The organism is Actinomadura sp. HBU206391, assembly GCF_014323665.1.
In the GTDB taxonomy this organism is placed as follows: domain Bacteria; phylum Actinomycetota; class Actinomycetes; order Streptosporangiales; family Streptosporangiaceae; genus Actinomadura_C.
Genome location: NZ_JABVEB010000164.1, coordinates 1 through 12,627 on the forward strand (window position 1 = coordinate 1; position 12,627 = coordinate 12,627).

The following is a 12,627-nucleotide window of genomic DNA, read 5'->3' on the forward strand; positions in this document are numbered from 1 at the left end:
GCCTACCGGCTCGCATTGCGCCTCACCCGGCATACGGCCAGAGCCGCCTTCATGACCACCGCGGCCGTGGCCGCTTCCGTTCCCTTCTGGTCGGGACGGCCTCTGGTGTTCGGAATCCTGGCGATGCTCGTTCTTCTATGGATCGTCGAAGTGCCGGACTCGAGGGTGGGGGCCTATCCGCTGGTCAGCATCTGCGGTGTCATGTGGCTGTGGGCGAATCTCCACGGCACCTTCGCCCTGGGCTTCCTCTATCTCGCGCTGCACATCGCCGGCCAATGGCTTGACGGACATCCGCCGATCAGGGGGCGAGAGAAGAGGCTGAGCATAGCCACCCTCGTCGCCTTCGGCCTTTGCTTCGTCAATCCCTATGGGCTCGACATCATCATTTTCCCGGTGCAAATGCTGTCGAGAGGAAACATACTCAGCTATGTCATCGAATGGAGTTCGCCCGACTTCCATAACGTCATAGGCATCCTCTTCGCGATCTGGATAGCCTCTTTCCTCGGTGTACTTCTCCTCGCGTCACGGCGTCCCAGTCGACGCGACGTACTGGTATTCTTGGCATTTGTGCTTCTGGCGCTGTGGGCACAGCGCAACGTCGCACTCACACCGCTCGTCGGGCTCCCCATCATCGCTCGCATCTCGGCCATCGACGAACTCCGTGATCGCGGGAGAGCGCTCAATTACCTACTCATCCCGCTGATCATCTTTATTGGCGTGCAGAACACGGTCTCTCAGCTGAACAAGCCCGACTTCGACCTGCGACGCTATCCGGTTCAGGCGATGCAGGCCCTCGAGCAGAGGGGCATGCTCGGGCGCCGGATCGCCACCACCGACGATTGGAGTGGATACATCATCCATGCGTACTGGCCACGGCAAGAGGTCTTCATCGACGATCGCTACGACATGTACCCGGCAGCGGTCGTGCACGACTACTTCAAGCTGCTGGGCGCGGATCTGTCCTGGTCGGAGACCCTCAACAGGCATCGGATCGACATCGTGCTCTGGCCGCGCGGTGCATCGTTGTCGGCGGTTCTCACCGAAGCGGCAGCCTGGCAACAGATCTACCAGGACGACAAGGCGACGGTCTTCATCCGCAAATAGGGCGGTACCGGCAGGGCCGGGTGGCGAGCTGACTTCGCCCGCCACCCGCCCGTGGTTCGATGCCGCTATCCGACCGGCAGACCCTCGACCTTGTCGAACCCGGGGACTTCGACGTCCACGGAGGTCAGGTCGTCTGGGAGCTTGAACATCGCGGACAGGGTGAGCTCCTCACCCTTCGCGACCTGCTTGATGCTCCCGTCCACCACCTCGAACCTAGGGCCGATGCACTCTCCGCGATTGTCACGTAGTGCCCGGTAGCGCCGATCCGCCGCGGTGAGCACGACGCCGCTGACGCTGTTCCCCCGGTAGGTGTCTCCGGGGTCGGCGGTGAACAGTGAATTGACGTCCAGGGTCGCGGGACCGTCATTGCGCACCGTCCACGTGAGGACGGCGTATCCGGCGCCACCGCGCCGCAGGCCGTCGAAGCGGACGGTGGCGCTTTTCGGCCAGTTCCCAACATGACCTGCCGGCGGGGCCGCCTGGATCTTGGCGACGAGGCCGGACGGCGATGCGGACGGAGCGGCCGGGAGCGGGGTCTGCACGGCCGCCGGCTTGGGTCGCGTGAAGGTCACGGCGACCCGGCGATTGAGCTGGCGACCCTTCGCCGAGTCGTTCGAGGCGACCGGTTGCGACGAACCGTATCCCTTGCTCTGGTAGGTCACGCCGGATCTGGTGACGAGTTTCTTGAGCTCGCTCTCCACACTCTTCGCCCGGCGCTCCGACAGCGGATTGTTGATCGCATCGTTTCCACTGATGTCCGTGTGCCCGTCCACACGTACCGTGCTGCCGGTGGACTTGTCGATCTTGGCAGCGACGTCCTTGAGGACCTTCTGCGCGCGCGGAGTCAGATCCGCCTTGTTCAGGGCGAACAACACATCAGCCGACATGCGGACGCTGAGCTCGGTGCCCGTGTCGTCCTCGGCGCTGGAGTCGTTCTCGACGGTGGCGATGACCGGGAATATCTGAGCATCCCTGGTCGGCACCTTCGTCGGATCGACGGCCGCTTGACCGGCCTTCACGGCGAGGGTCCCGCCCGGCCGATCTACCACCGGGATGTCGAGCAGCGGCGGCGCACCCGGGAACACGACACCGAGGCTGTTCACGCCGGCAACGGGCGCCGGAAAGGCCGCCGCGAGATCCAACGACGTTCCAGGTGGCACCTTCGGCAGGATCACCTGCGTACAGAGGCATTTCCCATCCGTACCGAGCAATGGGTAATGCAGCCGCGAGTTGGCTCCGTCGAGCAGCGCGATCGCCGATACCGCGTTCGCATCGGTGGTCCCGGGAGCGCTGACGGTGGCCGACGCCGCCAATGTGGTACCGAAGTCGATTTCGCGCAGATCCTGGTTCACCACCCGCATTCTCGCCACGACGACCTTGTCCGAGACGCGATCGAGAGCCAGTAGATCGAGCCGCGCCTTGGGACTCTGCATGAGAGTCGCGGACCGGAGTACCGCAGAAGAGGACCCCGGAGAACTCGGTCCGCTCTGGGGCGAAGATCCAGGCGGCGTGGTCTTGGCCTTTTCCCCTGAATCACTACAGGACCCGACCGCCAGGGAGACGGCGCCAATGACAACGACGAGCCGGACGAACGAATGGAAAGCGTTCATCTCGAACTTCCTTGAGGAGGTTGGGGTTCGCATGAGGCAACAGCTTCTCCTCCACAATAGACCGGGCCCGAGGCTGCGATACAACGCCAAAACAGAGGGTCGGGCGTACCCGACCCTCCGTCTTGAAGATTGAGATGTTCCGTCAGCCGGACTTGGTGCCGTTCTGGAAGACCTTGTCGACCGCCTGGGAGATGTAGCTCATGATGGTTTCGCCGATCTTCGTCTGGGAGATCGCCAGCGCGATGATCGCGATGAGCAGGACCACTGCGATGTACGACACCGGGCCTTCTCCCCGGTCCTTCCGGTCGCGCTCGGGAAGGGTGGTGAGTCGTGCGCCCAGCCATGCGTAGGAGGTACGGATTGGCTTCATTTTTTGTCTCCCGCGTTATCAGCTCCGCCGTTGAACATTGACAATACGGAGTTGAAGACGCGCCCCCCAGGGTCCGGAGACCCAAACTAGGCCCATTGTGGGGACCTATCACCGGTCCCCCACAGCGGTGCCTAGCCAGCGTGCGATCGCGGCCGCACGGTTCTCCACGGCCAGTTTCGCGAAGATGCGGTTAACGTGGTTCTTCACCGTCTTCTCGGTGAGGAACAGTTCAGCGGCGATCTGCCGGTTCACCCGGCCTTGTGCGATCAGGTCCATGACCTCGGCCTCTCGCGCGGAGAGTCCGAAGCGGGCCTTGCCGCTCGTGCGGCCGACCCGGCTCTGTGCGGGCTCCTTCACCGCCGCCATCAACGCGGCCACCGCCGCGGGCGAGAGCGGGTTGCCAGAGCCCGCGGCCGTATCGCGGATCGCGGCGGCCAGCTCATCGACCGTGAAGGAGCCGTAGACCAGGTAACCGCTGGCGCCGTTGCGGACGGCTGAGCGGATCACCTCGGGATCATCGGTGTATGTCAGCATCAGCACACGCGTCAGGCGGCTGAGCTTCTCCACGGCGGCGATTCCGTCCATGAGCGGCATCCGCACGTCCAGCAGGACGAGATCGGGCTTGAGGCGCTCAGTGAGCTCGATCGCATAGGCTCCGTCGCCCGCCTCGGCGACGACCTCGGCTTCGCCGGTCGCCTCGAGCAGTGCGACGAGACCGGAGCGCACCACCGGATTGTCATCCGCGACGACGACCCTGATCTGACTCATGCCACCTCCAAGTGCCGACGTGACTCCGGCTCGTCCGCGGCGACGGTGACCGTGACCGTCGTTCCTTCTCCGGGCTTTGAGGTCACACTGAGTGCGGCGCCCATGGTGGAGGCGCGTTCTCGCATCCCGACCAGTCCGTAGTGACCGTTGCGAACCAGACCGGAGAGATCCTCGGTCATGGAGAACCCATTGCCGTCATCACTGACGATCATCACCACCTGACGACCGGTCACCGCGGTCAGCTCTACCGTCACCGAGGACGCGCCCGCGTGTCGCGCGACATTCTCGAGCGCCTCTTTAAGGATGGCAAGCACCTCGTAACGCTGCCGAAGCGGCAGATCGATATCAGGCCCCGTCCTGACGTCGGCGCTGATTCCGGCCGACTCCGCCCACGATTCGACGATCTCTCTGAGCGCCACGGCGAGCGGCCGATCGATCGCGTAGTCACGCAGATCCGAGATGAGCTCTCGCACCTCTCTGGAGGCGATCTCAGCGGCCGCGGCGATACGACGTGCCTCGTCCTCGGCGCGACGCGGCGATCTGTTGACCCAGATCGGCAGCGCGATGGCCGACAGGGCGATACCGCGCAGGGTCTTCGCGAGCGAGTCGTGCATCTCGCGCGCCAGCCGGGTCCGCTCCTCCGCGGCGGCCGCACCTATCTCGGCCCTGTGGCGGGCCTCGTCGAGGGCCGCGTACTCGTCATAGAGGCCGCGAAGCCCGATGCCGACGAACCCCACGATGAGGTAGAAGGCCGGCATCGCGATGGCGGTCTGGAAGACGACGACCAGTTCGGTGCCCCCTACGGCGGCGGTGTAATAGAGCATCACCTGCAGGGTGCAGACGAGAAGCAGGCCCGGCAGACGATACAGCAGGCCGGCGACCGCCGACGTCACGACGGTGAACAGGAAGAACGGACCGAGCACTCCGGCGGTCTCCAGCACCGCGTACGAGACGAAGACGTCGAAACCGATGAGCACAGGATGTTTCACCAGCGAAGGCACGATCTGCCGCCAGCCGAAGGCCGCGAGCACGGACAAGAGCGCGATGCCCGCCACGATCAGGAAGTCGCTCAGCATCCGCCGCTCGTACGGCACCAGCAGGAGCGACACGATCGCCAGCAGGAATCTCACCTGCATGAGCAGGCGGAAGGTGGCGCCGATCCGGGCGCCCGCCGCGATGCCCAGCGGATCAACTGAAGACACGGCTGAAGGACCCGTCGGTTCCGTACCACAGCATCGCCACGATCAGCAGCATCATGGCCGGCACCATGAAGAACGTCACGATGATGGTCACCTGTGGATCAGCGCGCTGGGCACGCCGTCGGGCGTGCTGGAAGGCGTCCCGGCGCATGTCGATGCTGATCTCGGCGAGCGCGCTCGCCAGCGGCGCGCCCAGCTCCTCGGCCTGCAGGATGGCGGTGACGAAGTTGGAGAGCGACTCGCTGTCATTGCGTTGCCGCAGCTCCTCGAACGCGTCACGGAGTGGCGTGCCGAGCTCCATCTGACGCAGTGCCTTCAGCATCTCGTCCGAGAGCGGCCCGGGCATGCTCTCGGCCACCCGCGCCAGCGCGTGACGGAACCCGAGACCGGCCGACACCGTGACGGTGAGCACGTCGAGAAAGTCCGGCAGCGCCTTCTGGATCTCGGTCTGCCGTTCGCGGCCGAGGTTCCACAGCACGATGTCCGTCTGCACCACGCCGACCGCGAGCAGCGCTATGCCGACCAGCAACTGCCCCGAGAGCATGCCGATCACACCGGCAGTGCCGTAGACCACCAGGTTGCCCGCCTTGTTGCGGGCATAGCCGTCCAGGGTAAGGCCTCCGGGCCGGCCGGCGCGTTCGATACGGGCGCGCAGCCGGCCACGGGCGGTAGGAGGGATCAGCGCGAGGATCAAGGGACCGAACGGCCGGCCCAGCGGGTCGATGAAGGCGCCGAACGGGCCGAACCCCTCCCGCTTGTTCTGCCTGGCCGCTACGACCAGATCGTCGGGCACCTCCTGCGGCCTGAACTTCAGGACGTAACCCCACATGAACATCGGCACCACGAGCGCAGCCGCCGCTGCGATGAAAAGGGGCATCACACATCGATCCTTGTCATGCGGCGAATGAGCACTAGGGCACCGGCGAACAGCCCGATCACGATCGCGAGGATGATCGACCCCACCACCGAACCCGTCATCCGATCGAGCATCGCGGGGTTGAGGACCGCGATTCCGAGCAACATGGCGCCGCCCATCCCCGCGATCGCCCAGCCGGCGACGACCGACTGGCCGAGAATGGTCTTGACCTCGCGTCGTGTCTCCTTGCGCTGCTCCAGCGTCGTCGAGATATTGCGCAGGGAGGTGATCAGAGAGCCTCCCGAGCGTGACGACACGACGAGGGTGCTGACCAGAACGGCCAGTTCACGTGAGGGCAGCCGGTCCCGCAGGTCGTTCATGGCATCGTCGAACGACTGCCCGAGCCGTAGTGCCTCGGCGCTGCGGCTCAGCTCCGTGCGAGCCGGCTCGTCGAGCTCGTCCGCGGCCATCTCGATGGCGGTGCGGATGGACAGCCCCGCGCCCGTCGCGTTGCCCAGCACCCGGGCAAGCTCGGGCAGCTGCCCGACGAACTCCTCACGGCGCCGGTCCTCCTGATGCCGCATGTAGCCGAAGGTGGCCGCGCCGACCCCGAGCGCTATGACCACTCCGAGAAGCGGCGAGAGGAACCGGCCGAGCAGCAGCCCGATGGCCGCACCGCCGCCCCCGACCCCGAGCACCAGTGTCGACAGCCGGATCCGCAACCCCGACGCGACAAGGCGCCGGGCGATCTGCCGACCGATGGTGGTGCGACGCAATCGGGCGTCGAGCCGGTCGAGCGCGGTCGACATCCGCCGCTGGTCATATCCGCGGGTCCCTCGTTCGGCGAGCGCCTTGCGCTGGTCGAGCCCTCGGCCGAACTCCCATGCCGCCCAGACCGCGAGCACGAGCACGACGATCAGGAGCAGCGTGATGGTGGACAGGTTCACGGCATCTCCTCTGCGACGACCCCGAAAGCGGGCGGCACCGTCTCGCCCGCGTACATGAGCTTTTGCGCCAGGACCCGCGGCAGCGGGGAGTGGCGGTACCAGCCGCGCACCAGACGGTCCGGACCGATGGGCTGGTGCTCGAATCGCATGATGTTGACGAGCTTGACGCTCTCTCGCCGGCCGGAGGAGATGACGGCGACCTCCACGATGCGCCGTGAGCCGTCGGCCCCTCGGCCCAGGTACACGATGACGTCGACGGCATTGTTGATCTGGTCGCGAACGGCCTCGTACGGGATCTTGACCTCGCTCATCGAGGCCAGGGTCTCGAGCCGGTAGATGGCGTCCTCGGCCGAGTTGGCGTGCACCGTCACGAGCGAGCCGTCGTGACCGGTGTTCATGGCCTGCAGCATGTCGAGGGTCTCGGCTCCGCGGACCTCACCGACGATGACCCGGTCGGGCCGCATCCGCAGCGCGTTACGGACGAGGTCCCGGATCGCGACCGAGCCCTCACCCTCGATGTTGGGCGGCCTCGATTCCAGCCGGACGACGTGGTCCTGCTGGAGCTGCAGTTCGGCGGAGTCCTCGATCGTGATGATCCGCTCATGATCGGGGATGAACCCCGACAGCGCGTTGAGGAAGGTGGTCTTACCGGTGCCCGTACCGCCGGTGATGACGATGTTGAGCCGCGCCCGGATGAACGCGGCGAGCAGCACCGCCGTGTGCTCGTCGAGGGAACCCATCCCGACCAGCTCGTCCATGCGGTACGGCCGCGGAAATCGCCGGATGGTCAGTACCGGGCCGGACAGGGACAGCGGCGGGACGATCACGTTGACCCGCTCGCCCGTGGGCAGACGCGCGTCGACCATCGGGCTCGACTCGTCCACCCGCCGGTTGACCTGCGCCACGATCCGGTCGATGGTCTGATAGAGCTGGTTCTCGCTGGCGAACGAGGCGTTGATGCGCGCGAGCCGGCCGCCACGCTCCACGTAGACGTCGTTGGGGCCGTTGACCATGATCTCCGTGATGGTCGTGTCGGCCAGCAGCGGCTCGAGAACACCGAGACCGAGCGCCTCGTCGACGATGCGCCGAATGAAGGTGCTGCGCTCCCTGGTCGAGAGCACCGGCCCCTCGCGGCTCAGAATGTGCCCGACGACCTTCTCCAGCCGGGCGCGGCGCTGCGCCAGGTCAAGCGATGCGAGGTCGTCGAGATTGATCTCCTCGAGCAGCCGCCGTCGCCAGTGGGCTACGGTCCCCCCGCTCGACGGTTGATCGCCGTTGGGCTCCGCACCCAGGCGGTTCTTGAGTCCCATGGTCACCCCACCGGCATTTCGACACGTCGTGTGACCGTGAAATCGAACGGGACGCCCTTGGCCAGCAGCGGCACCTTGGCCCGGATGGTGCACTGAACGCTGTCGACGCCGATCTCGGTCACCGTGATCGTCTTGCTGTTGATCCAATCGGGCATGGCCGCGTCGGCGGCCGCCCTGCCCTCGGCCTCCCGGCCGTCCGCGTTCTCGGCCATGCTCGCCGTACGCGCGCCGGTACGGGCCGCGTTCTCCACCTTCTCGATCGTGCTGAAGGAGACGTAGGCCTCGATGCATACGACCAGCACGAAGAGGAACAATCCGATGGTGGACAGGTACTCCACCGCCGCCGAGCCCTTGTCTTTCATTCCGGCCCCTCGTACACCACCCGGGAACGCGCGCTGACCGACATCGGCAGCAGGACCCCGGGGAACAACAACGGCGGCTTGATGGTCACCCGGACATAGCCGTAGTCGGGATCCCGCTTGTCGGTGGGATACTCGACTTTGATGTTCTCCTCCTTGGCCCACGCCCCGGAGATGCGGCGCACGGCCTCTTCTTCGATGGCCTTCTGGCCGCCGCCCACGGCCGCGACCCTGGCGCCCTCGTTCGCCGCGTGACCGGCGTACGTCGCCGACATGCCGAGCAGGAAGGTCTCCCAGATCAGCATCAGGGTGGTGAGCACGATCGGCAGCATCGCCGTGAACTCCACCATCCCGGCGTCGGGTCGCTTTCTCACGTGTCCACCTTCGCCCGGCGGCCCGCCCGAACCTCACCACCGGTGTCCACGGGCAGCACGCCGACCTCGATGCCGAGCGCGGCGATGGCCCGCCGGTATCCGTCGTCTTCCACGCGTGCCAGCGTGCCGTTGTTGATCGCCTTCTCCAGCGCGCGGAAGGACGACGGAATAGTGGTCTTGGTCAGCGGCAGGTTGAGAATCCGGGCCGCGAAGTCCGGCTGGATCTCACTGCGGCGACCCAGGCGCGTCAGGAGCACGTAGATCTCCTCTTCCTTGCGGGCCTTGAGACGCGCCCACAGCTGCGCCATCCGCTTCGCCGCGCGCAGAGCGGGCAGATCCGGGGTCACCGTCATGATGACCCGATCGGCGTACTCCACCGCCGTCATCGAACCTTCGGTCATGAACGCCCCGCAGTCGACGATCACTACCTCGTAGCGGGCTCTGAGCGCACCCAGGATCTGGCGGGCCGCGAGCGCGGTGACGTCCTCGGCGCGCTCCCCTTCCGCCGGTGCGAGCAGAACGTGCGGACCGGACTCGTGGATGAACAGCGCATCTCCGAGGACCGTTCCGGTGATCTCGGTGGCCACGCCGACCAGGTCGGCGATGCTGCGGCGGTGGACGAGATCGAGGTAGCTGGGGATGTCGCCCGTCTGCAGATCCATATCGACCAGGCAGACGCTCTTGTGCGCCGCGACCGCCAGCGCGAGCTGCACGGCAACGGTGGTCGCCCCCGTACCGCCCTTCGCCCCGCAGACCGCGACCATGCGGCCCCGCCGTCCGTCCGGGAAGTCGTCGGCCATGGCGGTGCCGAGCCGGCGACGCATTCCCCGGGACCATTCGGCGGCCGCCACGACCCGGGCCCGCAACTCCTCGAGGCTGGGCTGCCGCGCCAGCACCCCCTTGGCGCCCGCCTCGAGGGCCCGGGTCAGCAGATCCTCGTCGACCTTGGCGCTGAGCAGCACCGCCGCGCCGTGCGGGCGGCGCATCCCGATCTCCCGTACGAGTTCGTGCGCCGACAGCGGACCGATCTCATCGTCGACCAGGACGACGTCGAAGTCCTGCTCCGCGTTGACGACGCCGAGCACTTCGGCGGAGGTCGTCTCCACCCCGATGACCTCGATGCCCGTGAGTTCGGCGAACTGGGCGCTCAGAGCCGTGACGAGCTCCTGATCGCCGCTGCCGATGACGACTTGAACGGTCATCGGCCTGCCTCAGGCGTCTCGCAGAGCCGGTTGAAGGGCTTCCTCGCGTCTCGTGAACCGCCGACCAGCGCCAGTCGCACCTTGCGCGCGAAGCTCTCGGCATAGGTCAGCCGAAGAGTCTCGTCGGAGTCGAGCGCGAAGGTCACCGGCACGACCGAGGAGACGGCCTGCTGCTGGCCGTTCCCCCTCTCCTGCCGGAGTTGACCCACGTCGATGACCTGCACACGATCGAGAATCCGGACGGCACATGCGGCGGTCCTGGTCCGGCCGTTGGTCGTCGAGTCGAAGGAGGAGTAGACGTCGACGATCGAGCCCGGCTGGACCTTGCCGGCGACTCCGGTCTCGGCGTCGATCATGATGGCGATCTCGCGCTGGCCCGGCGTGAGGGTCGGCGCGCTGACGACCATCCCCTGCTGCAGATATGCACCCGCGCTCAGGTCGGCGGCGGCGACCTTGCCCTGGAGCTCGGCGACGCTGCGGACGAAGGCGTCGGTGGCCCACCGGCGCGGGATCTGCACTTCCTTCAGAGCTGCGGCCGTGATGGGGGTGAACGCATCGACCGGGCTCTGCAGCTGAAGGGCGGTGGTCATCTCACCGACCTCGGCACGCGCCTGGGTCCGCACATTGCCGACGTAGCCGAGCACCGTGATGAAGACGAAGATGGCGCCAAGTGATGCCACGACCATGAGCAGCACTCCACGACGCTGACGGGGGTTCATTATCTATTCGTTCCTAATCGGGAGTTCGTTGTGGCTGGCGGGTCCGTGCCGGAGGGAATTCGACATCGTTGAACCGTGGTGGCGGGCGCACGGAGACGGCTCGATCGGCGGGTGAGGCGGCCGCCGGCCGCACGGCCTCGTCCGGCCGTGCACCCTCCGGCGCAGGTGCCGCGGCCCCATTCGGCATTCGAGGCTGCGGATGCTGAGGTTCCGCCGCTCGGGGGTGGGCCGGTTGCTGCTGCCCAGACGGCTGAGGGAACTGTGCCCGAGGCTGAACCGGCTGTGCCTGAGGCTGAACCTGCTGGGGCTGGGGCTGAACCCGCTGGGGCTGAACCGGCTGAGGCTGAGGCGCCTTGGCCAGAAGGGACTGCGGCTGAGCCGACGGTGACTGAGAGGGCTGCGAGGGCTGCGGCTGCGCGATGGAGGCCGTCGGCTGGACCATGGCGCAGAAGGGACAGATCCGTACGGCGGTCGGCTCCTGGCACCAGGGGCAGGGGTGGGTCAGCGTGTCACGCAGGACATTCTGCAATGCGTACTGGTGACCGCTGAACGCGACGAACTCGACGTACTTCTTAGTCCCCCAGAACTCCGTGCTGAGCGGTTGCCCGCCCACGAAACTCACCGACTGGGCACCGATCGCGAACGCGAGTTTGTTCTGCAGCCAGTCGGCGTCGCCGCCTTCTCGGGTGGCCAGGAGAAAGATCGGCTCGACCGGCCGGTGAACGATCGGCGCGACCGGGTGCGCCGAGGTGATGCGGTGAACCCCGGGCTGCGGCGTGGCAGAGACCATGAAGCCCGTGCCCGGCAGGTAGGAGGAGACATGCTCCCCGATGCCCGTCTGAATGTGCTCGAGGCGGGCGACGCTCTTGACCCAGGCGCCCGCGAAGACCTCTTGCGCCAGCCGGTAGGCCAGGCTGGCGAGCATCCCGGGCTTCACATACCGCGCGAGATAGGCGAGCTGGTCGGCGACCAGCGAGAACGCGACCGGCGGCAGTCCCAGCCCGACCCCTGCGATCCGGTCCGTACGCAGGATCGCTCGTGCGAACCGGACCAACCGGATGCCCGGGCCAGGCCGCCAGGAGGGATAGAGGACCAGCACCGCCCCACGGGCCTGCAGACCACGAGCGAGGTGGTCGACGACCGCCAGCGTGGCCGCTGGTGTCATCTCGGCGGGAAGCGCCAGCCTGTCCGCCTGGATTTCCCGGATGACCCCCGCGCTCGGGATATCACCGAGAAGCATGACGGCAGTCATGGTCGATCCCCACAGGTAGCCGGCTTCACCGCATGCCTTCCACTGAGTGTCCGGACGATATCAATGAGTATCTTGACGCGCCGCTCGCTACGCCCGGCCCCACGGTCAGAGCCCACCGGTCGCCGTTACGGACTAACTAACGATATCTAGGACTATTGGCAGCCAACAACGCTTCACTCATCAGCGTCGACCCGGTGGGCCTGGGCATTACAAGCGCGCATCGATAAATGCGCTGGTCACCGCCCGATCTGACAGCTTGGAGTCAAGGCTCCTGGGCCCATGCGAATAGGCGGCGAATTAGGTCTAAGGGCCCTTGATCGGTACCGCGATCGCCTGTGATCGCGGGATGTGCACGGTTCCTCAGCACAGTCGGCGCAGCGCGTCGGGAAGCCCTGTGACCTGGGATCATGGCGACTCGCTCTCCTAGCTGGCGGGTAAACCTGGAGCTTTGACGCTGGTCTACTCCATTCGGTTCACGGCGGCACACCGTTCTCACCGTCAGGTCACAGCCTCCGACGCGACGGCCGATCGATCACCAGGCCCAAGATCGGTGCTGG

At 66.4% G+C, this 12,627-nt stretch carries 13 protein-coding genes; 1 reads left to right on the top strand and 12 read right to left on the bottom strand.

All coding sequences use genetic code 11. The annotated features are described in order from the left end of the window. The coding region (locus tag HKK72_RS28910; protein WP_222721266.1) for a hypothetical protein at positions 1 to 1,104 on the top strand (1,104 nt) is incomplete at its 5' end. 65 nt (positions 1,105 to 1,169) lie between these two features. Here HKK72_RS28910 and HKK72_RS41470 read toward each other — a convergent pair. The 12 genes from HKK72_RS41470 to HKK72_RS28970 all read right to left on the bottom strand — a co-directional run bounded on the left by HKK72_RS41470 (position 1,170) and on the right by HKK72_RS28970 (position 12,070). Next, complete coding sequence (locus tag HKK72_RS41470) at positions 1,170 to 2,537, bottom strand: OmpA family protein (RefSeq protein ID WP_261987294.1); 1,368 nt, start codon at positions 2,535 to 2,537, stop codon at positions 1,170 to 1,172. A gap of 319 nt (positions 2,538 to 2,856) precedes the next feature. Continuing rightward, positions 2,857 to 3,084, bottom strand: a complete 228-nt coding sequence (locus HKK72_RS28920; RefSeq protein WP_187237603.1) for a hypothetical protein — start codon at positions 3,082 to 3,084, stop codon at positions 2,857 to 2,859. A gap of 108 nt (positions 3,085 to 3,192) precedes the next feature. Further along, positions 3,193 to 3,852 (bottom strand): response regulator, encoded by a 660-nt coding sequence (locus HKK72_RS28925; RefSeq protein ID WP_187237604.1) that lies wholly within the window; start codon positions 3,850 to 3,852, stop codon positions 3,193 to 3,195. Further along, a complete protein-coding gene (locus HKK72_RS42425; RefSeq protein WP_187237605.1) occupies positions 3,849 to 5,054 on the bottom strand; it encodes a sensor histidine kinase in 1,206 nt (401 codons plus the stop codon). The genes HKK72_RS28925 and HKK72_RS42425 overlap by 4 nt, the downstream gene beginning before the upstream one ends. Further along, a complete protein-coding gene (locus HKK72_RS28935; RefSeq protein ID WP_187237606.1) occupies positions 5,041 to 5,928 on the bottom strand; it encodes a type II secretion system F family protein in 888 nt (295 codons plus the stop codon). The genes HKK72_RS42425 and HKK72_RS28935 overlap by 14 nt, the downstream gene beginning before the upstream one ends. Continuing rightward, the gene (locus HKK72_RS28940) at positions 5,928 to 6,854 is read right to left on the bottom strand and encodes a type II secretion system F family protein (RefSeq protein ID WP_187237607.1); all 927 of its coding nucleotides are present in this window, start codon (positions 6,852 to 6,854) and stop codon (positions 5,928 to 5,930) included. The genes HKK72_RS28935 and HKK72_RS28940 overlap by 1 nt, the downstream gene beginning before the upstream one ends. Further along, the gene (locus HKK72_RS28945; protein ID WP_187237608.1) at positions 6,851 to 8,164 is read right to left on the bottom strand and encodes a CpaF family protein; all 1,314 of its coding nucleotides are present in this window, start codon (positions 8,162 to 8,164) and stop codon (positions 6,851 to 6,853) included. Before HKK72_RS28945 ends, HKK72_RS28940 begins: the two co-directional genes overlap by 4 nt. Before the next feature lie 2 nt (positions 8,165 to 8,166). Beyond that, on the bottom strand, positions 8,167 to 8,526 hold the full coding sequence (locus HKK72_RS28950; RefSeq protein ID WP_187237609.1) for a TadE/TadG family type IV pilus assembly protein: 360 nt from the start codon (positions 8,524 to 8,526) through the stop codon (positions 8,167 to 8,169). Next, positions 8,523 to 8,897 carry a TadE/TadG family type IV pilus assembly protein gene (locus HKK72_RS28955; RefSeq protein WP_187237610.1) on the bottom strand — a complete coding sequence of 125 codons (375 nt, stop codon included), beginning with the start codon at positions 8,895 to 8,897 and terminating at the stop codon, positions 8,523 to 8,525. Before HKK72_RS28955 ends, HKK72_RS28950 begins: the two co-directional genes overlap by 4 nt. Beyond that, a complete protein-coding gene (locus HKK72_RS28960; RefSeq protein ID WP_187237611.1) occupies positions 8,894 to 10,099 on the bottom strand; it encodes a CpaE family protein in 1,206 nt (401 codons plus the stop codon). Before HKK72_RS28960 ends, HKK72_RS28955 begins: the two co-directional genes overlap by 4 nt. Further along, positions 10,096 to 10,818 (bottom strand): Flp pilus assembly protein CpaB, encoded by a 723-nt coding sequence (gene cpaB, locus HKK72_RS28965; protein ID WP_187237612.1) that lies wholly within the window; start codon positions 10,816 to 10,818, stop codon positions 10,096 to 10,098. Before cpaB ends, HKK72_RS28960 begins: the two co-directional genes overlap by 4 nt. 13 nt (positions 10,819 to 10,831) lie before the next feature. Further along, positions 10,832 to 12,070 (bottom strand): hypothetical protein, encoded by a 1,239-nt coding sequence (locus HKK72_RS28970; RefSeq protein ID WP_187237613.1) that lies wholly within the window; start codon positions 12,068 to 12,070, stop codon positions 10,832 to 10,834. Positions 12,071 to 12,627 lie beyond the last annotated feature (557 nt).